The organism is Streptomyces sp. NPDC002032 (genome assembly GCF_042890765.1).
Classification (GTDB): Bacteria; Actinomycetota; Actinomycetes; order Streptomycetales; family Streptomycetaceae; genus Streptomyces.
In genome coordinates this window covers 192,199-217,693 of sequence record NZ_JBIASM010000001.1, presented here as the reverse complement: position 1 = coordinate 217,693, position 25,495 = coordinate 192,199, and the positions used below count along the sequence as shown (strand labels likewise).

The following is a 25,495-nucleotide window of genomic DNA, read 5'->3' as shown; positions in this document are numbered from 1 at the left end:
GTGCCCCCGAAAGTGAGACGGAAGTGTGCGTGCGCCCCGCGGAAAGGCGCGTGTCGAAGCCGCGGCGTCGATCAGGGGCTCAGGAGATCCCGAACTCTTTGCCGATGTACTTGAAGAGGTCGTCGTTGCTCGCGGATTCGAGGTCTTCGGCGTCGACGGCTTCCTCGCCGTCCACCGCCGGCCCGGATGCGGCACGCAGCAACTGCCGCAGTCGGCTGACCAGTTCGGATCTGCCGGGATCTCCGTCGGGCAGTTGCCCCAGGAGCGCCTCAAGCTGGTCGACTTCGGCCGTGCCGGGAGCCGGCGCGTCCATGGAGCCCTCGGTTCCATCCTCATCGCCGAACAGTGCGTCGCCGAGGTAGCGCACGAGTTCGTGCACGGTCGGACAGTCGAAGACGATCGTGGCGGGCAGTCGCAGACCGGTCGCCGTGTTGAGCCGGTTGCGCAGTTCCACGGCGGTGACCGAGTCCAGGCCGAGTTCCATGAATCGGCGCCGGAGTTCCACCGTCTCCCCGGAGTCGTGACCGAGTACGGCCGCCACCTGCGTACGGACCGTCGTGCGCAACTGCCGTTCGCGCTCGGCCGGTGCGAGGCCGGCCAGCCGCTCGGACAGCGTCAGGGCGGCGGCCGCGTCGGTGGGTTCGTCCTGCGCGAGTACGGCGCGGGCCTCCGGGAGTTCGTCGAGCAACCGGCTGGGCCTGGCCGCGGTGTAGGAGTACGCGAACCTCTCCCAGTCGATGTCCGCGATCACGAGGCTGGTATCGCCGTGGGCGAGCGCCGTCTCCAGTGCGACGGTGGCGCGCTCCGGCTGGAGCAGCGGCACGCCGTGCCGGATGCTGGTGTCGCCGACCACGTCCCGGCCCGCCATGCCGCCCTTTGCCCAGGAACCCCAGGCCACGGAGGTGGCCACCAGCCCCTGGGCCCGGCGGTACTGAGCGAGTGCGTCCAGGTAGGCGTTGCCCGGCGCGTAGTTGCCCTGGCCCGCCATGCCGACCGTGCCCGCCAGCGACGAGAACAGCACGAAGGCGGAGAGCCCCAGGTCCTGCGTCATCTCGTGCAGTCGGTGTGCCGCGGCTGCCTTGACCCGCAGCACCCGGTCGAGCTGCTCGGGCGTCAGCGTGGTGAGCGCCCCGTCGTCCAGTACTGCCGCGGTGTGCACCACGGCGGCCAGCGGGCAGTCGTCGGGCACCGAGTCCAGCAGGCGGCGCAAGGCCTCCGGGTCCGCCACGTCGCAGGCGACGGTGGTGACGCGGGCTCCGGTGGCGACCAGTTCGGCTTCGAGCTCGGTGACGCCGGGGGCCGTACCGCCCTGCCTGCTGACCAGCAGCAGGTGCTCGGCGCCTTGAGCGGCCAGTCGTTTGGCGACCTGGCTGCCGAGTGCGCCGGTGCCGCCCGTGATCAGTACCGTGCCCTTGCCCGGAGTCCAGCCGTCGCCCAGTGCGCCGCGGAGAGGCGCGCGGACGAGCCGGCGTCCGTAGGTAGCGGTCGAGCGGACCGCGACCTGATCCTCGTCGGCCCCGGCCGCGAGCACTTCGCAGAGCCGCGCGAGGGCGCGCTCGTCCGGCTCCGGCGGGAGGTCGACCAGACCGCCCCAGCGGGTCGGCAGTTCCTGGGCCGCCACCCTGCCGAGGCCCCAGACCAGCGCCTGTGCCGGACTGGTGAGCGGGTCCCGCTCACCGATGGACACCGCGCCCTGGGTGACGCACCACAGTGCGGCGTCCGAGTCGGCGGCCTCCAGCTGCTGGAGCAGCGCGAGGTTCTGGGCGAATCCGGCCGGGGTGGCGGGCGCGTCCGCAAGCGGGCTCTCGTCCTGCGCGAGCAGCGACAGCACACCGGCTGCCGCGGAGTGCGCGGCCAGGGCCTCGGCCCACGGACGCTCGCCCTGCCGCGCGTCCTCGGCGCCGCGCACGATCAGCGGTTCGACCACGGCCCCCTGTGCGCGCAGGGCCCCGGCCACTGCCGCGTACAGCGCGCCGTCGAGCTGGTCCGGGGTGACGGCGACCAGCCAGGTTCCGGACAGGGCGGCCTTGGGGCCCGAGGGCAGCGACTTCCAGTGCGCCCGGTATCGCCAGGACTCCATGCCGGCCGCTTCCGCGTGCCGCTTGTGCCAGGCGGAGAGCGCGGGCAGGAGGGACGTCAGCCCGGTCTGCGCCTCGCCCAGCCGCAGTGTCTTCGCGAGTCCCTCCAGGTCCTCGCGCTCCACCACCTCCCAGAAGGCGGCGTGCGGATCGGCGCTCGCCGCGGTGCGGGCCGGCGCGGTGTCGAACCAGTAGTGCTTGGTCTGGAAGGCGTAGGTCGGCAGTTCCACCCGCCGGGCCCCGGTACCTGCGAACACCGTCCGCCAGTCCGGCACCCCGCCCTGCACCCACAGGTGGGCCAGGGACCTCAACCACCGCTCCAGACCGCCCTCACCACGGCGCAGGGTGCCGCCCGCAAACACCTCGACGCCGACCGCCTCACCGGTCTCCTCGACCGGAGACGTCAGTACCGGATGCGCACTCACCTCGATGAACGTGACATGACCATCGGCGATGAGCCCGCGCACGGTCTCTTCGAAGCGCACCGGCTGCCGCAGATTGCGGAACCAGTACTCCGCATCAGCCGCACCCTCGGCAAGGAGCTCACCGGTCACGGTCGAGTACATCGGTACATCACCCGCACGCGGCGTCACCGGAGCGGCCAGCTCCAGCAAAGCCTCACGAAGCTGCTCGACCTGCGGAGTGTGCGACCCGTAGTCCACCGGAATGCGACGGGCCCGAACGCCGTCCCGCTCGCACGCTGCCATCAGCTCATCCAGCGCTTCGGCCTCACCGGCAACGACCGTCGACCGCGGGCCGTTGATCGTGGCGACACTGATCCGGCCCGCCCACGGCTCGATCAGCCCCAGCGCGGCATCCTCCGCCAACGGCATCGACACCATGCCACCCCGACCCGCCAGCTCCCGCCCGATCAGCCGGCTGCGCAACGCGACGATCCGCGCACCGTCCTCCAGCGAGAGGACACCCGCCACCACGGCCGCCGCCAGCTCACCCTGGGAGTGGCCCACTACAGCAGCGGGCTGGACACCGTGCGCGCGCCACACCGCCGCGAGCGACACCATGACCGCCCACAGCATCGGCTGGACCACATCCACCCGGTCCAACGACGGCGCACCCTCGCGCTCCCGCAGAACATCGACCGGAACCCAGTCCACGTATGCCGTCAACGCAGCCGCACACTCACCGAACCGCTCCGCGAACACCGGCGAGGAATCCAGCAGCCCGACCGCCATCCCGGCCCACTGCGCACCCTGACCCGGGAACACGAACACCACGTCCGACGCACCCTCGCGCCGCACCCCGGTCACCACACGCTCAGCGGGCTCACCCGCTGCCACCGCCGCCAGGGCCGCCACCAAGTCGTCACGGTCCGAGCCCAGCACCACCGCCCGGTGCTCAAGAGCCGCCCGCGTCGACGCCAACGACAGGCCAATATCCGCGAGCGATGCATCGGATGACGTCACGAACTCCCGCAACCGCGCCGCCTGCCCACGCAGCCCCGCGGCGGACTTCCCGGAAACCACCCACGGCACCACGCCCCCCGCAGGCTCCGTCACCGGGAGCGGCTCCTGCTCCACCACCGGGGCCTGCTCCACGATCACGTGCGCGTTCGTCCCGCTCACACCGAACGACGACACACCCGCGCGCCGTACCCGGCCCGTCTCCGGCCACGCACGGCCCTCGGTCACCAGCTCCACCGCACCCGAAGACCAGTCCACCTTCGGCGTCGGCTCATCCACGTGCAAGGTCCTCGGCACCACACCGTGCCGCATCGCCTCCACCATCTTGATCACGCCGGCGATGCCTGCGACGGCGGAGGTGTGGCCGAGGTTCGACTTCAGCGAGCCGAGCAGCAGCGGCCGGTCCTCGGGACGGTCCTGGCCGTACGTCGCCAGCAGCGCCTGCGCCTCTATCGGGTCGCCCAGAGTGGTGCCGGTGCCGTGCGCCTCAAGGACGTCGATGTCCGACGCTTCGAGCCGCGCATTGGCCAGCGCCTGGCGGATGACCCGCTGCTGCGACGGCCCGTTCGGCGCGGTCAGGCCGTTGGAAGCACCGTCCTGGTTGACGGCCGAGCCTCGGATCACGGCCAGTACCTGGTGGCCGTTGCGCTGGGCCTGGGCCAACGGCTCCAGGAGCAGCACCCCGACACCCTCGCCCCAGGCCGTGCCGTCCGCTGCCGCGGCGAAGGGCTTGCACAGGCCGTCGGGGGCGAGTCCTCGCTGTTGGCTGAACTCGGTGAAGACGCCCGGGGTCGACATGACCGTCACTCCGCCGGCGAGCGCCATAGAACACTCGCCCTGCCGCAGCGCCTGCACCGCCAGGTGCAGCGCGACCAGCGAAGAGGAGCACGCGGTGTCCACCGTCATGGCCGGGCCCGTCAGCCCGAAGCTGTAGGAGATGCGCCCCGAGGCCACACTGCCCGCGGCGCCGGTGAACAGATAGCCCCCGGATTCCTGGGCGTTGGTGGCGTCGGCGCCGTAGCCGTGCGGGACGGCGCCGACGAAGACACCGGTCCTGCTGCCGCGCAGCGTCTCCGGGTCGAGGCCCGCGCGTTCCACGGCCTCCCAGGAGGTCTCCAAAAGGAGCCGCTGCTGCGGGTCCATGGCGATGGCCTCGCGCGGCGAGATCCCGAAGAAGCCCGCGTCGAACTGTCCGGCGTCGTGCAGGAATCCGCCCTGGTCGACGTAGCTGGTGCCCGCCCGCGAGGAGTCCGGGTCGTACAGCGCGTCGAGGTCCCAGCCACGGTCCTGCGGCAGGCCGGAGATGACGTCCTGCTCGTCGAGCAGCAGCCGCCACAGGTCCTCCGGCGAGCGTATGTCGCCGGGGAAGCGGCAGCTGGTGGCCACGATGGCGATGGGCTCGTCACCGAACGTGCCGGACGTCGTACGAGATCGCAGGGCGGCGGTTTCCGCGTCGTCGGCATCCGAACCGTCCGAAGCGTCCGAAGCGTCCGCGCCGAGGATGCGGTCGCGCAGGTGCTCTGCGAGGCGCAGCGGGGTCGGGTAGTCGAACACGGCCGTCTGCGCGAGCGCCTGCCCGCTCGCGATGCCCAGGCGGTTGCGCAGGTCCACGGCGGTCAGCGAGTCGAATCCTGCCTCGCGGAACGCCCGGCCGACCTCGACTTCGTGCGGCGAGGCCCAGCCGAGTACGGCCGCTGCCTGGGTGCACACCTCGTCCAGCACGATGCGCAGGCGCCGGCTGGCGGTGGGCGCGTCGAGCACCTTCTGCCGGAAACCGTCGACCGGCTCGGCGACGGGAGCGGAAGGCAGCTCCACCTGGACGGGTGCACCGGCGGCCGAGGGGGCGAGCCAGTAACGGTCGCGCTGGAAGGCATAGGTGGGCAGCTCGACCGGCTCGGCGCCTTCGGCGACCGGGGCGTAGACCGCCGACCAGTCGGGCGTACCGCCATGCACCCACAGCTCGCCGAGCGAGGAGAGGAACCGTCGGGTGCCACCTTGATCACGGCGCAGGGTGCCGCCCGCAAACACCTCGACGCCGACCGCCTCACCGGTCTCCTCGACCGGAGACGTCAGCACCGGATGCGCACTCACCTCGATGAACGTGACATGACCATCGGCAATGAGCCCGCGCACGGTCTCCTCGAAGCGCACCGGCTGCCGCAGATTACGGAACCAGTACTCCGCATCAGCCGCACCCTCGGCAAGAAGCTCACCGGTCACGGTCGAGTACATCGGTACATCACCCGCACGCGGCGTCACCGGAGCAGCCAGCTCCAGCAAGGCCTCACGCAACTGCTCGACCTGCGGGGTGTGGGAGCCGTAATCCACCGGAATACGACGGGCCCGTACACCGTCGCGCTCGCACACGGCCATCAGCTCATCCAGCGCCACCGCCTCACCGGCAACAACCGTCGACCGCGGGCCGTTGACCGTGGCGACGCTGATCCGGCCCGCCCAGGGCTCGATCAGCTCCTCCGCCACGGCCTCGCCGACCGGCACGGACACCATGCCACCCTGGCCGGCCAGTTCCCGCCCGATCAGCCGGCTGCGCAGCGCGACGATCCGAGCACCGTCCTCGACCGACAGCACCCCCGCGACCACGGCAGCCGCCAACTCACCCTGGGAGTGGCCCACTACAGCAGCGGGCTGGACACCCGACGCACGCCACACCGCCGCAAGCGACACCATGACCGCCCACAGCATCGGCTGGACCACATCCACCCGGTCGTAAGACGGCGCACCGGCCCGCTGACGCAGCACGTCCTCCGGAACCCAGTCGACATACGGCGCCAGCGCAGCCGCACACGCACCGAACCGCTCCGCGAACACCGGCGAAGAATCCAGCAACTCCACCGCCATCCCGGCCCACTGCGCACCCTGACCCGGGAAGACGAACACCACGCCGCCCGGCTCGCCGGACACTCGGCCGCTGAGCACATGGGCAGCGGATTCGCCCGTCGCCAGTGCGTCGAGTCCGGCCAGGAACATCTCGCGGTCTTCCGCCACCACGACGGCGCGGTGTTCCAGCGCGGACCTGGTGGTGGCCAGGGCGCGCCCCAGTTCCTCGTCCGTCGCACCGCTCTCGGCGGCGGCCCGCCGCAGCCGTGCGGCCTGGGCGCGCAGCGCTGCCGCTGTGCGGCCCGAGACGATCCAGGGCAGCGGGCCGCCCTCGCGCAGCCGCGACCCGGGAACAGGTGTCGCCGCGGGGACCGCTGCGTCGACGGGTGCCTGCTCGACGATGACGTGGGCGTTGGTCCCACTGATGCCGAACGAAGAGACACCGGCTCGCCGGACCGGGCTGGACTCGGGCCATGGGGTGCTCTCCGTGGCCAGGCGCACCGCTCCGGCGGACCAGTCCACCTCGGGCGTCGGTCCGTCGACGTGGAGCGTGGCCGGCACGAGTGCGTGCCGGATGGCCAGTACCGACTTGATGACGCCCGCGACACCCGCTGCGGCCTGCGTGTGGCCGATGTTGGACTTGAGCGAGCCGAGCAGCAGCGGCCGGTCTTCGGGCCGGTCCTGGCCGTACGTTGCGAGCAGCGCTTCCGCCTCGACGGGGTCGCCCAGTGCGGTGCCGGTGCCGTGGGCCTCCAGCATGTCGACGTCGACGGACCCGAGCCCGGCACTGGCCCAGGCGTCCCTGATGACCTGCTGTTGGGAGGACCCGTTGGGCGCGGTGAGGCCGTTGGACGCGCCGTCCTGGTTGATCGCGGAGCCGCGTACGACCGCGAGCACCCGGTGGCCGTTGCGGCGGGCGTCGGAGAGCCGCTCGACCAGCAGCATCCCGGCGCCTTCCGAGAAGCCGGTTCCGTCGGCGGCGCCGGCGAAGGCCTTGCAGCGGCCGTCGAGCGCCAGCCCCTGCTGGCTGGTCATTTCGGTGAAGATGCCCGGTGTCGACAGCACGGTGGCGCCACCGGCGAGCGCCAGCGAGCACTCGCCGCGCCGCAGGGACGCCACGGCCAGGTGGAGCGCGACCAGTGAGGACGAGCAGGCGGTGTCGACGGTCAGCGCGGGCCCGGTCAGTCCGAGCACGTAGGCGATGCGGCCCGAGGCGACGCTGGTCGTCTTGCCGGTGAGCATCAGACCGTCGAGCGTCTCAGGGGCCTCGTGCAGCCGGGGGCCGTACTCCTGGTCCATCGTGCCGACGAACACGCCGGTCCTGCTGCCGCGCAGCAGTTCCGGATCGATGCCGGCGCGCTCAAGCAGCTCCCACGAGGTCTCAAGGAGAAGCCGCTGCTGCGGGTCCATGGCCAGCGCCTCGCGCGGGGATATCCCGAAGAAACGAGGGTCGAAGTCTGTGGCGCCCTCGACGAAGCCGCCGACTCCGGCGGTGACGCGGCCCCGGCCGCTGGGGCTCAGCAGCCGTTCCAGGTCCCAGCCGCGGTCATCGGGGTAGTCCGAGATCGCGTCCCGGCCCTCGGAAACGAGCCGCCACAGGTCCTCGGGAGAACTCACCCCGCCCGGAAAGCGGCAGCTCATGGCCACGATGGCGATGGGGTCTTCCGCGTCGTCCCCCGCACGGCCGCGGTCGGGCTCGCGCACCGTGGCGGCGGCAGGACGCCGCTCTCCGGCACTGTCGCGCAGGGACTCCAGATGTGCTGCCAGCCGGGCCGGGGTGGGGTGCGAGAAGAGGGCGGCCGTGGTCAGCCGCCGGCCCAGCACGGTGTTCAGCCGACTGCGCAGATCACCGAGCATGATCGAGTCGAAGCCGAGGTCCTTGAACGAGCGCCGTACGTCGACCTCCTCCGCGGCGCCGTGCCCCAGCACGGCTGCCGTGTGGGCCCGCACCGCGTGCGAGACGTCCGGCGACACGACGTGTGCACCGCCGGCGCCACTGCTGCCGTAGGTGCCGACTGCCGAGACTGCCGCCGGCACGGCGCCCGCGGTCGCGGCCGCGGGATCAGCGACTGCGCCGTCCAGCCAGAAGTGCTTGGTCTGGAAGGCGTAGGTCGGCAGCGCGACCCGGCGGGTGTCGCTTCCCTCGAAGACCGCCGACCAGTCGGGCGTACCGCCATGCACCCACAGCTCGCCGAGCGAGGAGAGGAACCGTCGGGTGCCACCTTGATCACGGCGCAGGGCGCCGCCCGCAAACACCTCGACGCCGACCGCCTCACCGGTCTCCTCGACCGGAGACGTCAGCACCGGATGCGCACTCACCTCGATGAACGTGACATGACCATCGGCAATGAGCCCGCGCACGGTCTCCTCGAAGCGCACCGGCTGCCGCAGATTGCGGAACCAGTACTCCGCATCAGCCGCGCCGTCCTCCAGGAGCCCACCGGTCACGGTCGAGTACATCGGTACATCACCCACACGCGGCGCCACCGGAGCGGCCAGCTCCAGCAAGGCCTCACGCAACTGCTCGACCTGCGGGGTGTGGGAGCCGTAATCCACCGGAATACGACGGGCCCGAACGCCGTCGCGCTCACACGCGGCCATCAGCTCATCCAGCGCCACCGCCTCACCAGCGACGACCGTCGACCGCGGGCCGTTGACCGTGGCGACACTGATCCGGCCCGCCCACGGCTCGATCAGCCCCAGCGCGGCATCCTCCGCCAACGGCATCGACACCATGCCACCCCGACCCGCCAACTCCCGGCCGATCAGCCGGCTGCGCAGCGCGACAATCCGAGCACCGTCCTCGACCGACAGCACCCCCGCAACCACAGCAGCCGCCAACTCACCCTGGGAGTGGCCCACTACAGCAGCGGGCTGAACGCCGTGCGCGCGCCACACCGCCGCGAGCGACACCATGACCGCCCACAGCATCGGCTGGACCACATCCACCCGGTCCAACGACGGCGCACCCTCGCGCTCCCGCAGAACATCGACCGGAACCCAGTCGACATACGGCTCCAGCGCAGCCGCACACGCACCGAACCGCTCCGCGAACACCGGCGAGGAATCCAGCAGCCCGACCGCCATCCCAGCCCACTGCGCACCCTGACCCGGGAAGACGAACACCACGCCGTCTTCCCTGTCCGCACGCACTCCGGACACCACACCCTCGGCAGGCTCACCCACTGCCACCGCATCCAGCCCCGCCAGTAGCTCCTCACGCGTCGAGCCCAGCACCACCGCACGGTGCTCAAGACCCGCCCGCGAAGACACCAGCGCATGGCCGACGTCCACAAGCGATGCGTCAGACGACGTCACGAACTCCCGCAACCGCACCGCCTGCCCACGCAGGCCCGCAGCCGACCGGCCCGACAGCGCCCACGGCACCACCCCGCCACCGGCCACCAGGCCGACCGGTGCCGGCTTCGCCGCCGGGGCCGGCTTCGCCACGGGAGCCTGCTCCACCACCACGTGTGCGTTCGTCCCGCCCAGGCCGAACGACGACACTCCGGCCACCAGCGGTACGTCCGGACGTGGCCAGGGCGAGCGCTCGGTCTGGACCTGGAGGTGCCAATCGGCCAGCGGTATGGCCGGGTTGGGCGTTTCGAAGTTGAGGCTGGCGGGGAGCTCCCCCGCTTCCAGGGAGAGCAGGACCTTGAGCAGGCCGACGATGCCCGCGGCGCCTTCCAGGTGGCCGACGTTCGTCTTCGCCGAGCCGACCAGCAAGGGTGCGTCCGCCGGGCGGCCGGAGCCGATGACCGTGGCGAGCGCTGCGGCCTCGATGGGGTCGCCGACGGCCGTGCCGGTGCCGTGGAGTTCTACGTACTGGATGTCCTCGGGGCGGACGCCCGCCGCGAAGTACGCGCGGCGGAGCACGTCCTCCTGGGCCTGCCGGCTGGGGGTGGTGAGGCTGTCACCGCCACCGTTGTTGACGGCGCTGCCGCGCAGCACGCCGTGGATGTGGTCGCCGTCCCGCAGTGCCTGCGCCAGGGGCTTGAGGAGGACGAAGCCGCCGCCCTCGCCCCGTACGTAGCCGTTGGCCCGGGCGTCGAAGGTGTAGCAGCGGCCGTCGGGGGAGAGTCCGCCGAACCGGGAGACGCTCAGGGTGCCGTCGAAGCTGAGGTTGAGGTTCACCCCGCCGGCGAGGGCGATCTCGCACTCTCCCGCGCGGAGGCTCTGGCATGCCATGTGGACGGCGACGAGGGAGGAGGACTGGCCCGAATCGACGGTGAGGCTGGGGCCGTTCACGCCGAGGAGATAGGAGAGCCGGTTGGCGATCATGCTTCGCTGCAGACCGGCGAGAGTGTGGTGCGAGACCGCTTGAGAACTGCGCTGCCGGGTGAGGGTCGCGTAGTCGTCGTTCATCGCGCCGACGAAGACGCCGGCGCGCAGGGCCGCCATGCGCTCGGGGGTGATGCCGCCGTTCTCCAGCAGCTCCCAGCCGAGTTCGAGCGCGAGACGCTGCTGGGGGTCCATGGCCGCGGCCTCGCGCGGCGAGATGCCGAAGAAGTCGGCGTCGAACTGATCCACCCGGTCGAGGAAACCGCCTCGTTGGGTGGGTAACTCGACGTCATCGGCTAAGCGTTGTGGCCACCGCCCCAAGGGCAGTGGGGTGATCGCGTCGACGCCGTCGCGCAGGAGTTCCCATAATCGAACAGAGGAGTCGGCCTGCGGCAGACGGCAGGAGAGCCCGATCACAGCAATGTGATCGGCATCGTCATCGTGCCGCACCGAACGAGCACTCCTGGACAAGGTGAACCCCCGCTAATCTTCGAAGTTCGCCGAAGCCGTCGCGAACAATCTCCGGGCCAACTCACCATCCCCAAGCGCGAATGCACAATGGGCGATCGGTGTTGGTTTCCCAATTCACTGCATATACAGAGCAGTTACTTAGCGCAAGATCGACACTGTCACACATCACCAGACCTGGGCAACGTGATGTGGATCACCTCCGGTCATGCATCTGGTCTTCCGGGTAAGGTTCTTGTAAGCACGAGGACGGCTGCACGGGCTTCGAAAACCCCGAGCGATCTGCACCTCTCCCGTCCGCGGTACGCCCTGGAAAGTGTTGACAGCCGAGCACCAGAGACGTAGGACTAGCAGGGTTCAGAAAGTGCATGCCCCGCCATACTCCGGGCATCAGCAGGAGTTGACAGCGCCCGCCTGACGGGGCCTGCTGCCGGACAGTGCCCGAAGGGGCGCGCCGCCGCAGCCGCCCCCATTGGATGCCCTCTTCCACTCATTACCCGCTGGTAAAAATCCGCGCCCGGGAACAGCCAGGGAACCGCCAGGGAACAAGGAGCGAAACTACTGATGACGCACGCCCCTCCGGGCAGCGCCGACGTCTTAGCCAGGCCCGATGCCCGCTCAGCAACCGGAATGATCCATTCCCTGCGGGAAGCCGAACGGGCCGCGGCCAGCCTCCAGGATTTTCACGCATGGTTTGCCGCGTACCTCGAAACGGAAAATTCAGAGATACACCGCATCCCTTTCAGCGAGCTGAAAGGCTGGCGTTTCGAAGGGCCACACGGAAATCTCGTCCACGAGAGCGGAAAGTTCTTTTCGGTCCAGGGTCTACGGGTACGGAACGCCCCCGGGGCGGTGCCCGAATGGGACCAGCCGATCATCCATCAACCCGAAGTCGGCGTCCTGGGCATCCTGGTCAAGAAATTCGACGGTATACCCCATTGCCTGATGCAGGCAAAGATGGAGCCGGGCAACCACAACAAGGTGCAGTTATCGCCCACGGTGCAGGCGACCCGGAGTAACTACACCCGCGTGCACGGCGGCCGGCCGGTGCCCTATCTCGACTTCTTCCGGAACGCCTCCCGGCACCAGGTGCTGGCCGATGTGCTCCAGTCGGAGCAGGGATCCTGGTTCTACCGGAAACGAAATCGAAACATCATCGTGGAAACATCCGATGAGGTCGAGTTACTGGACGGTTTCCACTGGCTGTCCGTAGGGCAGCTGCACGCCCTGCTGTCAGAGCACGACCTGGTGAACATGGACTCACGCACGGTCATGGCCTGCTTCCCGTTCACCTCCCCTACCTCCCCTTCGCTGTCCGGCCCGCGGGCCTTCGACGGTGCACCGGCCGCCCCCTGGTCGGTGGAGGGCCCCGGCATCGGCTCCGCATTGGCCAGATCGCTGGATCCCGCCTACGGCTCACTGCACTCCCCCGGATCCCTCCGCAACTGGTTCACCGGGGCGCGGGCCGGCTTCACCGGCGAAGCGCATCTGGTGGATCTCGGCAGCGTCCGCAACTGGCAGCGCTCCGACGACCGCATCTCGCACGAGCGCGGTGTGTTCTTCGACGTGATGGCCGTGGACGTACGGACCGGCAGCCGCGAGGTCTCCCGCTGGACCCAGCCGATGGTCGAGGCGCGCGGCCAGGGCGTCGCGGCCTTCCTCGTACAGCGGATCGGCGGGGTACTGCACGTCCTGGCGCGGATCGGCTCCGAACCCGGGTTCATGGACGCGATCGAACTGGCGCCCACCGTGCAGTGCACTCCGGAGAACTACGCCGTCCTTCCGGCCGAGGCCGCTCCCCCGTTCCTGGACGAGGTGCTGCACGCCCCCGCCGACGCCGTCCGCTTCGACAGCGTGCTGTCCGAGGAGGGCGGCCGGTTCTTTCACACGCGCAGCCGCTATCTGATCGTCGAACTCCCCGCGGAGCGGACGCTGGTGGAGCCGGACGACTTCCGCTGGCTGACCGTTCACCAGCTGGCGGGCCTCGTGCAGCACAGCAACTACCTGAACATCCAGGCCAGAACCCTGCTCGCCTGTCTGCACAGCCTGCTGGGCCCGGCCGGAGGAGAACGCACGTGAGTACTTCCCCCTCGCCCGGCCCCCTGCGGGTCGGCGTGCTCGGAGCGTCCTCGATCGCGGCGCGGCGCACCCTGCCCGCGCTACGCGAGACACCGGACACCACCATCACCGCCATCGCCAGCCGGGAGCGGGCGAAGGCCGAGTCCTTCGCGGCCCGGTTCGGCTGCGAGGCCGTGCACGGCTACGAGCGGCTGCTCGAACGGGACGACATCGACGCGGTCTACGTGTCCGTTCCCAACGCCCTGCACTCCGCCTGGGCGAGATCCGCGCTCGAAGCGGGCAAGCACGTCCTGGCCGAGAAGCCCCTGACCACCTGCGCGGCGGACACCATCGCGCTGACCCGGCTCGCACGGGAGCGCGGCCTGGTGCTGCGCGAGAACCTCGCCTTCGTCCACCACGGCTTCCACCGGAGCGTGGCCGACCTGGTCGCGCAGGGGCGGATCGGTCAACTGCGGCACGTCGAGGCGGCGTTCTGCTTCCCGCCGCTGCCCCCGCAGGACGTCCGCTACCGGCCCGAGCTCGGCGGCGGCGCCCTGCTGGACGCGGGCATCTACCCGGTGCGCCTCGCCCAGTACTTCCTCGGCGACGACCTCACCGTCGCCGGGGCCGTGCTGCGCCACGACCCGGCGTCGGAGGTCGATGTCGCGGGCAGCGCGGTGCTCGCGTCGGCCACCGGGCAGATCGCCACGCTCAGCTTCGGCTTCCTCCACACCTACGGATCCCGCTACGCCCTGTGGGGCAGCGACGCGCGGCTTTCCGTGGACCGCGCCTTCACCCCACCGCCGACGGCGGCGCCCCTGCTGCGCATCGAGGGGCAGAACCACGCCGAGGAGCTCGCCCTGCCCGCCGAGCACCAGTTCGCCCGCTCGGTGGCCGCGTTCGCCGCCGCCGTGCGGCGGACCGTCGCCACAGGAGCCGACCGGGACCACGACAGCTGGGCCGCCACCACCGTAAGGACCGCCGAACTGCTGGACGCCGTGGCGAAGTCGGCGATCCGCGTCACCGCCACGGAGGGCATCTGATGGAGATCGTCGGCAACGGCTTCATCGCGCGCAACCTGGCCGGCGTCGGCGAACGCCATCCGCACGCCACGGTGCTGGCCGCCGGTGTCTCCAGCACCAGCGTCCTCGCGGAGTCCGCATTCGCCCGCGAGGCCGCCCTGGTGGAAGAGGTCACCCGCAGGTGCCGTACCGACGGCCGCCTCGTGGTGTTCCTGTCCACCGCGTCCCACGCCCTGTACGGCACCGGGGACACGGCGATGGCCGAGGACGTCGAGCTGCTGCCGACCTCGCCGTACGGCAGGCAGAAGCTCCGGCTGGAGCACATCGTCGCCGCATCCGGCGCGCCCTGGCTCGTCCTGCGGGTGAGTCACGCGACGGGCCGCTGGCAGCGCCCGCACCAGCTGCTCCCCGCGCTGGTGCAGCAGGTGCGCAGTGGCAGCGTGCGGGTGTACCAGGGAGCGCACCGGGACCTGATCGACGCGGCCGACCTGACCCGGGCCGTCGACGGACTGCTCGCACGGGACGTGGCCAACGAGGTGGTCAACGTCGCCTCCGGCAGACCGCTGCCGATCCAGGCGGTGATCCACGGCATCGAGAAGCGGCTGGGGCTCTCGGCACGGCACGAGATCGTCGAAGGGCCCCGGTCCATCACCCGGGTGTCGGTCGAAAAGCTCTGCGCACTGCTGCCCGAGATGCGGTCGGTGACCGATGCCGGCTACCTCGACGGCATGCTCGACCGCTACGTCCCCCACTACTGAAACACCGCAGTACCACCGAAGCACTGCCGAAACACCGCGGGAAGCACCGCGGCAACCGAGCGGCTCCCCCTCTCACCCGTCCCTTTCGTACGGAGGACTCATGCAGGTCACACTCCTAGTCACAGGGTCACGGGGTGACGTCCAGCCCTTCATCGCGCTGGGCACCACCCTGATGTCCCGGGGGCACTCGGTCGTTCTCGCCACCCACGGAGACTTCGAGAAGCTGGTGCGGGAGTCCGGTCTGGACTTCGCCGAACTGCCGGGCAGCCCCAAGGACTTCCTGGCCCATCCGGCGCTCACCGAGGCACTGCAGCAGGGTGCCTCGCTCTTCACGGCGGCCCGCAAGGTGCCGCGCCAGACACAGGAGCACATCCGGCTGCTCGCCTCCCGCATCGAGGAGGTGTGCAAGGGCGCCGACCTGGTGGTCAACAGCGTCCTGAGCCGGATCCTGTTCGAGGACAGCGGCACGTCGCCCTGGGCCTCGCTGACGTGGTGGCCGCTGAACCCGACAGGGCGGTGGCCGGCCATGATCGCCCCGCAGTCCAGGCTCGGACCGCTCTACAACCGGCTGACGCACCGGATGGCGGGCCTGCTGGACTGGATCTCCATCCGGGGCTACCGCAAGGACGCGGGCATGCCCGCCCTGCCCTTCGGTGCGCCTTACCGCGAGCTGGGCCGCGACGTACCGCTGCTGTGCCCGGTCACCCGCGAGATGTTCACCGAGCCGTCCGACTGGCCCGCGCTGTCGCGGTTCACCGGATACTGGTTCTGGGACCGTGAATGGAGCCCGTCTGCGGAGCTGGCCGACTTCGTGGAGTCGGGGGGCGCCCCGGTGTCGCTGTCGTTCGGCAGCATCTGGCCGGTGCACCAGCCGGAGAAGACGCTGGAGAAGGTGCTCGGCGTGGTCCGCGCGCACGGCCGGCGGCTGGTGCTGGTGGGCGGTGGCCCGGAGAACGTGCCGGACGACGTGTTCCGTGTCGACGACGTGCACTACCCCTGGCTCTTCCCCCGCTCCTCGGCCGTCATCCACCACGGCGGCTGCAACACCACGGGCGAGGCACTGCGTTCGGGCACTCCCCAGGTGGTCGTGCCGACATTCGCCGACAGCCCGTTCTGGGCGGCTCAGGTCCACCGGATGGGTGTGTCGCCGCAGCCCATTCCGTTCTCGAAGTTCACCGCCGAGCGCCTCGACGAGGCACTCGGCACGGCACTGACCGACCAGGGCATGGCACGAAGGGCGGCCAGTGTCGGGGAGGCCGTACGCGCCGAGAAGGGCACCGAAGCGGCCGTCGACATCCTGGAGGACTGGGTGGAGCGGTGGAACGGCCGCCGGAAGGCGACCGACCTCGAATGACCGGGGCTCAGGCGCGCTCCGCAGACGCGATCACCGACGCGATCACCAGGGAGTCAGCACGACCATGACCGAGACGACGGAACGTTCCAGCACTTCCATCCGGCGCTTCCACTCCTCCGAAGCGGATGTCCGCCTCGTGTGCTTCCCGCATGCGGGCGGCGCCGCCAGCTACTTCTTCCAGGTCTCCCGGCAGCTGGCGGCGGTGGCCGACGTGCTGGCGGTGCAGTACCCGGGCCGGCAGGAGCGGCGCAGGGAACCGTTCATCCCCGGCGTCACCGAGCTGGCCGACGTACTGGTGGCGGAACTGCGCCAGTGGGCCGACCGGCCGCTGGCCCTGTTCGGCCACAGCATGGGCGCACTGGTGGCCTACGAGGTCGCCCGCAGGCTGGAGCAGGAGGGCATCGAGCCGGTCGCCCTCTTCGCCTCCGGGCGCGGCGCGCCCTCCCTCACCCGTGACGAGGGCGTACACCTGCGCAGCGACGAGGGGCTGCTCGACAAGGTGCGGGAGCTGGGCGGCACCGCGGGCGCCCTGCTGGAGGACCCGGACGTGGTGGAGATGCTCCTGCCCGCCATCCGCAACGACTACCGGGCGGTGGAGAGCTACCGCCACACCCCGGGCCCGCCGCTGGCCTGCCCGTTGGTGGTGTTCACCGGCGACGCGGACCCGCAGGTCACCGTGGCGGAAGCGCAGGCCTGGGACGCCTTCTCCACCGGCGGCTTCGAGCTCCACACGTACTCCGGCGGTCACTTCTTCCTCGATGCGCACGCCGCTCACGTGCTGGGGAGGATCCGCTCCCGGCTGGACGGCTGAGCGGCCCGCCGTCAGGTTCCCCTTCGCGTGGGACGGCCGCCCCACGCGAAGGGGAACCGACTACGGCTGGTCGCCCTGATCGTTCTGGTCGTTCTGGAGCATGTTCCGACGTTCCTGTTCGCGCTTGGAGTAGGCCGCCGCCCGGATCGCCTCGTCGCTCTCCAGACCTGATCCCAGCGCGCCGCCCACCGTGGCCACCGAGGCGACGAACCAGGACAGGGTCCAGTAGTCCGGGCCGTGCAGCGGGGTCCGGGTGCTGGAGGCGAACACCTGGTCGTTGAGGATGAACAGCGCCCACACCAAGCTGATGACGACCAGACCGGCATAGCAGACGAGCACCCCGATGCCCACCGTCAGGACCGTCGAGGCGTTGTAGAGCCTCGTCCTCTGCGTCGCCTCCCGCGAGACCTCCGCCGATCGGTGCCACAGCTGCGCGTCCACGATCAGCCAGCCGGTCATGAGCGCGACGGAGCCGACCATGGCGATCACGAGGCGTGGTGTGCTCAGGGCCTCGGCCAGGCTCCAGACGGTGGAGTTCACGGTGGCGACCGCTCCCGTGGCGAGTGCGGCGGCCAGGGCTTTCGACAAGCCCGGCACCAGGCGCCACGGCCGGTTGGCGCGGACCATCCCGAGGAGCACCCTCAGGTAACCGCGCGGCCCGCTGACGACGTACCGGAGGTCGACGCTTTCCTCCTCATCGATCAGGCCCGGGTGGACCGGCGCGAGACGGCTGACGAAGGGCCCCGGAAGCGGCTGATCCGGCGGGGGTCCCTCGGCCCCGGCGGCCCCCGGGCCCGCCAGACCGAGCACGGCCTGTTCGACGGCCCGCCGGGCCCTCGTCTGCAGGCGCAGGCCGCCCAGCGCGGGAAGGGACAGCAGCGCCAGGCCGTGTTCGTGACTCAGATCCACGACGAGCTTGCGCCCGTGCGAGTGCAGCGGGAGGTCGGTGAGGGCCACGACGACGTCCCAGTTCTCCGCTCGTCCCCGGTCCAGGATCCGGCGCATCAAGGTGGGCGGGTCCTCCGTCCCGGCGGTGAAGGGCTCACTGACCACCTCGACCTCGTACCGCCGCCCGCGGCCCGCCTTGTCGGCGAGCCGGGCGGGAAGGGTACGGGCCATGCGCCGGGCGACGTCCGTGGGTGCGTCCGGATCCGCCAGGAGAGCCACGACCGTAACGCCCCGGGGCGACACCCGCATGACGGACACCCTGCTCGCCTCCTTCTCGTGCTCTCGTCCTCGTGCTCTCGTCCCCGTGCTCTCGTCGCCCGCCGGGTTTCATCCGAGCCAGGCCGACTCCTTCGGACGGGTCTGCGGGGCGCGGTCGGTGTCCCCGGGCGCGGCCGGGTGGCGCAGGTGGCGGTGCACGTAGTGGATGCTCATCGCGCCTTCTCCCACCGCCGAGGCCACGCGCTTGACCGAGCCACTACGGACGTCGCCGGCGGCGAAGACGCCGGGCAGGCTGGTCTCCAGGGTCAGACAGTCGCGGCCCTGGCCCTGCCAGAGTTCGGGAACGGAGCACGCCTGTGCCTCCGCGCCGGTGAGCACGAAGCCGCGGGCGTCGAGGGCGAGCGCGCCGGACAGCCAGTCGGTGTGCGGGTCCGCGCCGGTGAAGACGAACAGGGCCCGCACCGCGAGGCGGTGGTGCTCCCCCGTGCGGTGGTCGACCGTGGTGACCGCCTCCAGCACCTTGTCGCCGAGCGCCTCGGTGATCTCGGTGTGCAGCAGCACGCGCACCTGCGGATGGCCCTCGATCTGGTCGATCAGGTAGCGGGACATGTGCGCTTCGAGGCTCGGCCCGCGGACGAGCAGGAGCACCTGCGGTGCGTACCCGGCCAGGAAGAGCACGGCCTGCCCCGCGGAGTTGCCGCCGCCGACCACCGCCACCGGGTCGGTACGGCACTGCTGGGCCTCGTAGACGGTCGCCGAGTAGTGGACGCTCGAGCCCTCCAAGGGCTCGATGCCGGGTACCTGGAGGCGGCGGTAGCGGGCGCCGGTGGCCAGGACGACGGAACGGGCGGTGATCTCGGTGCCGTCGGCGAACCCGACGGCGTAATGGCCGTCCCGGCGTTCGAGCCGGGCCGCCTCCGCCGGGATGCTGATCCGGGCGCCGAACTTCTCCGCCTGGAGCACGGCGCGCTCGGTGAGTTCGGCGCCGGAGATGCCGGAGGGGAAGCCGAAGCAGTTCTCGATGCGGGAGGACGTGCCGGCCTGGCCTCCGGTGGCCAGCACCTCGACCACGGTCGTGTCGAGCCCCTCCGAGGCGGCGTTCACCGCGGCGGCGAGACCGGCCGGCCCGGAGCCGACGATCAGGAGGTCCCCGCGGCCGTTGCCCGACGGCAGGGACGGCAGACCGATGAACCGGGCCAGTTCGGCGTTGCTCGGATTGCGCAGCAGGGTGGTGCCCCGCCAGATCACCAGCGGCGTCTGCTCCGGACCCACCCCGAAGCGGCGCAGCAGCGCCTCGGCCTCCTCGTCGGTCTCCAGATCGATCCAGCGGTGCGGCAGCCGGTTGCGGGCGGCGAACTCGCGCAGCCGCCGGGTGTCGGGCGAGTAGCGCGAGCCGATGATGCGGAAACCCGCGCCCTGTCCGACGAGCAGGGCGCGGCGGCCCAGACAGGCGCGCAGTACCACGTCGCCCAGGACGGAGTCCCGGGCCACCAGTTCACGCAGCTGGTCCATGGACAGGGCGAGGATCTCGCCGGGGTCCCGGACCACGGCGGTGTAGAAGGCCACCTGTTCGTTCAGGAGGCCCAGTTCGCCGATGAAGCGGCCGGGGCCGTGCACGCGCAGCAGGCGTTCACCGGGCGTGCCGTAGCCCTCGACGATGGCGACCGAGCCGCTGAGGACCACGTAGAAGGTCTCGCAGGGCTCGCCCTCCCGGATCAGCACGTCACCCGCTTCGGCCGCGCGCCGCCGGCCGTGTTGCGTGAGGCGGTCCAGCTGTTCGTCCGGGAGGCGGGGGTAGGCGCCGTAGACGTCGGGGGTCTCGAAGGGGACGCTCTCCCGCGTCTCTTCCGGTACGGGCCCCGCGTCCGGCCGCGTCGCGTCGCCGGGCATCACACGAACGCCTCGTGGACGTAGCACCAGCGCCAGTCCTCGCCGGGCTCCAGCGAGGCGACGATCGGGTGGCCGTCGGCGGCGGCGTGCCGGCGGGCGTGCCGGTTCGGCGAGGAATCACAGCAGCCGACGTGGCCGCAGGTCAGGCAGAGCCTGAGGTGGACCCAGGGGGATCCGATGGCCAGGCATTCCTCGCACCCCGTGGCGCGCGGTGTGACGGGGCGTACGAGGGCGAGGTGGGGGTCGGTCCGTACGGTCATGGCGGATCACTCCTTTCCGGCCGCTTCGCGGCCCGCGATCGATTCCTCCACCCACCGCCGCAGGGCGGGGGCGGGGGCGGCGCCCGCCTGCCGGGCGAGGGTCCGTCCCCTGTCGAGGATGAGCAGCGTCGGTACCGCCTGGACCTCGAAGCGCCCGGCCAGGCGCGGGTTCTTGTCGATGTCCACCTTGACCAGCTTGATCGTTCCCGCGAGATCGGCGGCGACCTTCTCCAGCGCGGGGCTCACCATGCGGCAGGGTCCGCACCAGGTGGCCCACAGGTCGACCACGACGGGCACGGTGGCCCGCTCGACGATCTCGGTGAAGTCGTCGTCGCCCGCGTCGGCCACCCACGGCAGGGGCTGCTTGCAGTTGCCGCACCTGGGGCGGCCCTCGGCGGCCGCGGGGACCCGGTTGGTGCGCCCGCAGTGCGGGCAGGTGACGTTGCGGGCCTGCACGGTGCTCATGCGGCCTCCCTCGCTCCCGTCGCGTCCTCGGGCTGGTCGTAGCCGACCACCAGCTCGCCGTGTTCGGCGTCGACGCGGATCGTCGCGCCGTCCTGGAGGTCGCCGCGCAGCAGGGCGCGCCCGACCAGGGTCTCGACCTCGTGGGAGATGTAGCGCCGCAGCGGCCGGGCCCCGTACACCGGGTCGTAGCCCTGGTGGGCGATCACCTCGCGGGCCGCGTCGGTGAGCTCGACGCTGATGCGGCGCTCGGCGAGCCGCTGCCGCAGCTCGTCGAACTGCAGCTCCACGATCCGCTCGATCTGCCGCTCACCGAGCGGCTTGAACAGCACGATGTCGTCGACGCGGTTGAGGAACTCCGGGCGGAAGTGCCCGCGCAGCTCGCCCATCACCCGGGCGCGGGCGTCCGGCTTGATCTCGCCCTCGGCGGTGGCGCCGTCGAGGAGGTGCTCGGAGCCGATGTTGGACGTCATGATGATCACGGTGTTACGGCAGTCGACGGTGCGGCCCTGGGCGTCGGTGATGCGGCCGTCGTCGAGGATCTGCAGCAGGGTGTTGAAGACGTCGGTGTGCGCCTTCTCGACCTCGTCGAACAGCACGACCGAGTACGGCTTGCGGCGTACGGCTTCGGTGAGCTGGCCGCCTTCCTCGTAGCCGACGTATCCGGGCGGGGCGCCCATGAGCCGGCTGACGGTGTGCCGCTCCTGGTACTCGCTCATGTCGAGGCGGATCATGTTCTCCTCGGAGTCGAACAGGGCCCGGGCGAGGGTCTTGGCCAGCTCGGTCTTTCCGACGCCGGTGGGGCCGAGGAAGATGAACGAGCCGATGGGGCGGCGTGGGTCGCGGATGCCGGAGCGGGCGCGGATGACGGCGTCGGAAACGAGTTTGACGGCCTCGTCCTGACCGATGACGCGCTCGCGCAGGATCTCGTCGAGGCGCAGCAGCTTCTCGCGTTCGCCCTCCTGGAGACGGGCGACGGGGATGCCGGTCCAGGCGGCGACGATGTCGGCGATCTCCTCCTCGGTGACGACCTCGCGCAGCAGCCGGTTCTTCCCTTGTTTGGAGGCCAGTTGCTCCTCCTCCGCGGCGAGTCGGCGCTCCAGGTCCCGCAGGCGGCCGTAGCGGAGTTCGGCGGCGCGGTTGAGGTCGTAGGCGCGTTCGGCCTCCTCGGCCTCGTGACGTACCTGTTCCAGTTCCTGGCGCAGTTCCTGGACGCGCCGGATGGCCTGGCGTTCGGCCTCCCACTGGGCGTGTTTGGCGTCGGCCTCGCCCCGCAGGTCGGCCAGTTCCCTGCGCAGTTCCTCCAGGCGGGTCCTGCTGGCCGGGTCGGTCTCCTTGGAGAGGGCGGCGTCCTCGATCTCCAGGCGGGTGACGCGGCGGGTGATCTCGTCGAGTTCGGCGGGCATCGAGTCGATCTCGGTACGCAGCCGGGCGCACGCCTCGTCGACGAGGTCGATGGCCTTGTCGGGCAGGAAACGGTCGGTGATGTAGCGGTGGCTGAAGGTGGCGGCGGAGACCAGCGCGGTGTCCTGGATCTTCACGCCGTGGAAGACCTCCAGGCGTTCGCGCAGTCCGCGCAGGATGGAGATGGTGTCCTCGACGCTCGGCTCGTCGACCAGGACCTGCTGGAAGCGGCGTTCGAGCGCGGCGTCCTTCTCGATGTGCAGGCGGTACTCGTCGAGGGTGGTGGCGCCGATCATGTGCAGTTCGCCGCGCGCGAGCATCGGCTTGAGCATGTTGCCCGCGTCCATGGCTCCTTCGGCGGCGCCCGCGCCGACGACGGTGTGCAGTTCGTCGACGAAGAGCAGGATGCCACCCTGGGCGGCCTTGACCTCGGACAGCACGGCCTTGAGGCGTTCCTCGAACTCGCCGCGGTACTTGGCGCCGGCGACCAGGGAACCCATGTCGAGGGCGAACACGACCTTGTCCCGCAGCCCTTCGGGTACGTCGCCGCGGACGATGCGCTGGGCGAGGCCCTCCACGATGGCGGTCTTGCCGACGCCCGGGTCGCCGATGAGGACGGGGTTGTTCTTGGTCTTGCGGCTGAGGATCTGGGTGACCCGGCGGATCTCGGCGTCCCGGCCGATGACCGGGTCGAGCCGGCCGGCCTTGGCCTCGGCGACGAGGTCGCGGCCGTACTTCTCCAGAGCCTCGTACGCCACTTCGGGGTTGGCGGAGGTGACGCGCTGGTTGCCGCGGACCTGGGTGAGCACGCTCAGGAACGAGTCCCTGGTGATGCCGGCCCGGCCCAGCAGCCGCCCGGCGGCGGTGGCAGAGCCCTCCTCGGCCAGGGCGAGCAGGAGGTGCTCCACGGACACGTACTCGTCCTTGAGGCGTTTGGCCTCCCGTTCGGCGGCGTCGAGCAGGCGGCCCAGGCGCTGGGTGACGAAGACCTGGCCGGGTGTCGCCCCGGGGCCCGTGACCTTCGGGCGGCGGCCGAGTTCCTCGCGCAGTGCCGTGCGCAGTTCCTCCGGCTCGGTGCCGGCCTGTTGCAGCAGCCGCGGGATCAGACCGTCCTCCTGGTCGAGAAGTGCGAGCAGCAGGTGTTCCCCGTCGACCTCGGTCTGCCCCATGCGGACGGCCGCGCTCTGGGCCTCCTGCAGGGCTTCCTGGGACTTCTGGGTGAGACGGTTCATGTCCATGGGGGTGTTTCCCTCCTCGTGCCGCGGCCGCGCAGGGCGGCTTCGAGCAGGCTGATGCGGTCGAGCAGGTCGAGCACCAGGCCGATGGATGCGTAGTTGAGGCAGAGTCCGGAGCGCAGCCGGTGGATGCGGGCGAGGACCGCCGGGGCCCCGGTGTCGAACACCAGCCGGCCCGCGGCGTCGCGCTCGGCGTCGACCAGTCCGAGCGCGACGAACCGCCGGATCAGATCGGGATGGAGGCCCGAACGACGGGCCACGGCGTGCAGGGAGAGTCTGGGGACGGGCACGAGCGCGTACCGGATCGCCGTCGCGGCGGTGATGTCGGCGCCCGTTCGTACCGGGCGGCCGGCCACGCCGGCCCCGCCGGTGCCCCCCGCTCCCGCGGGTCGGTCGGTCATCACGTCCTCCTGGGGTCGAACGAGGAGGTGGCGGCGAGCTCCTCGAACAGTTCGCGTTCCCGGGCGCCGAGGGTGGGCGGCACCATGATGCGGAGTTCGGCGTACAGGTCGCCCTTCGCGCCGCGCGGGTTCGGCATGCCCTCGCCGCGCAGCCGCAGCCGCCGGCCGCTGGACGAGCCCGCGGGCACCGTGACCTTGGCCGTACCGCCGCCGGGGGTGGGCACCGGCACGGTCGCGCCCAGGGCCGCCTCCCAGGGGGTGACGGGGAGCTGGACGTGCACGTCGCGGCCGTCCGGCCGGAACCTGGGGTGGGGCTGGATGCGCACCCGCAGGTACAGGTCGCCCGCGGGGGCCTCACCGCTGCCCCGGCCGCCCTCGCCGGCCAGCCGGATGCGCTGCCCGTCCGTGACGCCGGGCGGGACGTCGACCTCGTACCGCCGGGGCTGCCCGGTGGGGCCGGCCAGCGTGACGGAACGGCGGCCGCCCCGGTACGCCTCCTCGACCGTGAGCGGCAGCTCGGCCTCCTGGTCCGCTCCGGGTACGCCGCCGCCCGGGGCGGCGCCGGCGCCGGCTCCGAACATGGAGCCGAACAGGTCCTCGATGTCGATGCCCTCCGCTCCGAAGCCGTCGCCGAAGCCGGTGGTGTACCGGACCCGGGGACCGCCCGCGCCCGCCGTCCTGCGGCCGCGTGGGCCGCCGCCCGCTCCGGCCGCGACCCGTTCGTCGAAGTCCTCGGGGATCTGGCGGAAGTCCTCGCCGAAGCGGTCGTAACGGGCCCGGGTCTTCGGGTCCGACAGGACGCTGTACGCCTCGTTGAGGTCCTTGAAGCGTTCCTCCGCGTCCGGGGCCTTGTTGACGTCGGGGTGGTACTTGCGGGCGAGCTTGCGGTAGGCCTGCTGGATCTCGTCCTGGCTCGCGCTCCGGGAAACGCCCAGTACCTCGTAGAAGTCCCGTGCCATGGCCGGTCACTCCCGCTTCGCGACCGTCACGGCGGCGGGCCGGAGCTGCCGTTCGCCGTCCCCGTAGCCGGGGCGCAGCACCTCGACGACGGTGCCCGGCGGGGTGCCCGGGTCCTGGACGACACCGACCACCTCGTGCCGGGCCGGGTCGAAGGCGACGCCGGTCTGCGCGTAGCGCGGGTAACCGAGCAGTTCGAGGACGTTCACGGCCTGGTCGCGGACCGCCCGGACGCCCTCCACGATCGCGCCCGGATCGGCGCCGGCATGGGTCAGGGCGAGTTCGAGGTTGTCCAGGACGGGCAGGAAGGCGGCGGCCGTGCGGGAGCGTTCCACCGTCCGCTCGCGCTCCAGTTCCCTGGCGTGGCGCTTGCGCAGGTTGTCGAGGTCGGCGAGCGCGCGCCGCCAGCGGTCCTCCAGCTCCCGGATCGCGGTCGTGTACTCGTCTTCGTCGGGCCCGGGGCCGGGGCCGGCGGCGTCGGGTCCCGGTTCGTCCGGCACCCCGTCCGGCCGGGGAGGCGCGCCCGGCGGGGGCAGGTCCCCGGGGGGAGGGCGTACGGCGCCTTCGGGGTCCGGTCCGGCCGCACCGGACGCGGCCCGGCCGGATTCCTGGGAGTGGCTGGGCATGGCG

At 71.3% G+C, this 25,495-nt stretch carries 14 protein-coding genes; 5 read left to right on the top strand and 9 right to left on the bottom strand.

All coding sequences use genetic code 11. The annotated features are described in order from the left end of the window. Window positions 1-79: 79 nt before the first annotated feature. Window positions 80-11,068, bottom strand: a complete 10,989-nt coding sequence (locus ACFYYT_RS00950; protein WP_351821704.1) for a type I polyketide synthase — start codon at window positions 11,066-11,068, stop codon at window positions 80-82. A gap of 582 nt (window positions 11,069-11,650) precedes the next feature. Between ACFYYT_RS00950 and ACFYYT_RS00945 the strand changes: the two genes are divergently transcribed. From ACFYYT_RS00945 to ACFYYT_RS00925, 5 genes are all read left to right on the top strand, one after another. Beyond that, the gene (locus ACFYYT_RS00945; protein WP_351821707.1) at window positions 11,651-13,165 is read left to right on the top strand and encodes an NDP-hexose 2,3-dehydratase family protein; all 1,515 of its coding nucleotides are present in this window, start codon (window positions 11,651-11,653) and stop codon (window positions 13,163-13,165) included. Continuing rightward, entirely contained in the window at window positions 13,162-14,187 is a 1,026-nt protein-coding gene (locus ACFYYT_RS00940; RefSeq protein ID WP_351821710.1) for a Gfo/Idh/MocA family oxidoreductase, read from the top strand. The genes ACFYYT_RS00945 and ACFYYT_RS00940 overlap by 4 nt, the downstream gene beginning before the upstream one ends. After that, entirely contained in the window at window positions 14,187-14,924 is a 738-nt protein-coding gene (locus tag ACFYYT_RS00935) for an NAD-dependent epimerase/dehydratase family protein (RefSeq protein WP_351821713.1), read from the top strand. Before ACFYYT_RS00940 ends, ACFYYT_RS00935 begins: the two co-directional genes overlap by 1 nt. 100 nt (window positions 14,925-15,024) lie before the next feature. Continuing rightward, window positions 15,025-16,278 (top strand): glycosyltransferase, encoded by a 1,254-nt coding sequence (locus ACFYYT_RS00930; RefSeq protein ID WP_351821716.1) that lies wholly within the window; start codon window positions 15,025-15,027, stop codon window positions 16,276-16,278. Between the two features lie 64 nt (window positions 16,279-16,342). After that, window positions 16,343-17,089, top strand: a complete 747-nt coding sequence (locus ACFYYT_RS00925; RefSeq protein WP_351821719.1) for an alpha/beta fold hydrolase — start codon at window positions 16,343-16,345, stop codon at window positions 17,087-17,089. A gap of 60 nt (window positions 17,090-17,149) precedes the next feature. Here ACFYYT_RS00925 and ACFYYT_RS00920 read toward each other — a convergent pair whose 3' ends face one another. The 8 genes from ACFYYT_RS00920 to ACFYYT_RS00885 all read right to left on the bottom strand — a co-directional run bounded on the left by ACFYYT_RS00920 (window position 17,150) and on the right by ACFYYT_RS00885 (window position 25,491). Further along, the gene (locus ACFYYT_RS00920; protein ID WP_351821722.1) at window positions 17,150-18,256 is read right to left on the bottom strand and encodes a hypothetical protein; all 1,107 of its coding nucleotides are present in this window, start codon (window positions 18,254-18,256) and stop codon (window positions 17,150-17,152) included. 108 nt (window positions 18,257-18,364) lie between these two features. Next, complete coding sequence (locus ACFYYT_RS00915; RefSeq protein ID WP_351821725.1) at window positions 18,365-20,146, bottom strand: FAD-dependent oxidoreductase; 1,782 nt, start codon at window positions 20,144-20,146, stop codon at window positions 18,365-18,367. Next, window positions 20,146-20,406, bottom strand: a complete 261-nt coding sequence (locus ACFYYT_RS00910; protein ID WP_351821728.1) for a UBP-type zinc finger domain-containing protein — start codon at window positions 20,404-20,406, stop codon at window positions 20,146-20,148. Before ACFYYT_RS00910 ends, ACFYYT_RS00915 begins: the two co-directional genes overlap by 1 nt. 6 nt (window positions 20,407-20,412) lie before the next feature. Further along, a complete protein-coding gene (gene trxA / locus ACFYYT_RS00905; RefSeq protein WP_351821731.1) occupies window positions 20,413-20,871 on the bottom strand; it encodes a thioredoxin in 459 nt (152 codons plus the stop codon). Further along, window positions 20,868-23,510 (bottom strand): ATP-dependent chaperone ClpB, encoded by a 2,643-nt coding sequence (clpB, locus tag ACFYYT_RS00900; protein ID WP_351821734.1) that lies wholly within the window; start codon window positions 23,508-23,510, stop codon window positions 20,868-20,870. Before clpB ends, trxA begins: the two co-directional genes overlap by 4 nt. Beyond that, a complete protein-coding gene (locus ACFYYT_RS00895) occupies window positions 23,501-23,908 on the bottom strand; it encodes a chaperone modulator CbpM (protein ID WP_351821737.1) in 408 nt (135 codons plus the stop codon). Before ACFYYT_RS00895 ends, clpB begins: the two co-directional genes overlap by 10 nt. Next, window positions 23,908-24,867: a J domain-containing protein gene (locus tag ACFYYT_RS00890; protein WP_351821740.1), complete on the bottom strand. Its 960-nt coding sequence runs from the start codon at window positions 24,865-24,867 to the stop codon at window positions 23,908-23,910. The genes ACFYYT_RS00895 and ACFYYT_RS00890 overlap by 1 nt, the downstream gene beginning before the upstream one ends. A gap of 6 nt (window positions 24,868-24,873) precedes the next feature. Then, on the bottom strand, window positions 24,874-25,491 hold the full coding sequence (locus tag ACFYYT_RS00885) for a nucleotide exchange factor GrpE (protein ID WP_351821743.1): 618 nt from the start codon (window positions 25,489-25,491) through the stop codon (window positions 24,874-24,876). Window positions 25,492-25,495: the final 4 nt, after the last annotated feature.

Excerpts from the sequence above, each read along its gene's own strand:
- ACFYYT_RS00945 (WP_351821707.1), top strand. The coding sequence starts at position 11,651 with ATGACGCACGCCCCTCCGGGCAGCGCCGACGTCTTAGCCAGGCCCGAT.
- ACFYYT_RS00935 (WP_351821713.1), top strand. The coding sequence starts at position 14,187 with ATGGAGATCGTCGGCAACGGCTTCATCGCGCGCAACCTGGCCGGCGTC.
- ACFYYT_RS00930 (WP_351821716.1), top strand. The coding sequence starts at position 15,025 with ATGCAGGTCACACTCCTAGTCACAGGGTCACGGGGTGACGTCCAGCCC.
- ACFYYT_RS00925 (WP_351821719.1), top strand. The coding sequence starts at position 16,343 with ATGACCGAGACGACGGAACGTTCCAGCACTTCCATCCGGCGCTTCCAC.
- ACFYYT_RS00915 (WP_351821725.1), bottom strand. The coding sequence starts at position 20,146 with ATGCCCGGCGACGCGACGCGGCCGGACGCGGGGCCCGTACCGGAAGAG.
- ACFYYT_RS00910 (WP_351821728.1), bottom strand. The coding sequence starts at position 20,406 with ATGACCGTACGGACCGACCCCCACCTCGCCCTCGTACGCCCCGTCACA.
- trxA (WP_351821731.1), bottom strand. The coding sequence starts at position 20,871 with ATGAGCACCGTGCAGGCCCGCAACGTCACCTGCCCGCACTGCGGGCGC.
- clpB (WP_351821734.1), bottom strand. The coding sequence starts at position 23,510 with ATGGACATGAACCGTCTCACCCAGAAGTCCCAGGAAGCCCTGCAGGAG.
- ACFYYT_RS00895 (WP_351821737.1), bottom strand. The coding sequence starts at position 23,908 with ATGACCGACCGACCCGCGGGAGCGGGGGGCACCGGCGGGGCCGGCGTG.
- ACFYYT_RS00890 (WP_351821740.1), bottom strand. The coding sequence starts at position 24,867 with ATGGCACGGGACTTCTACGAGGTACTGGGCGTTTCCCGGAGCGCGAGC.
- ACFYYT_RS00885 (WP_351821743.1), bottom strand. The coding sequence starts at position 25,491 with ATGCCCAGCCACTCCCAGGAATCCGGCCGGGCCGCGTCCGGTGCGGCC.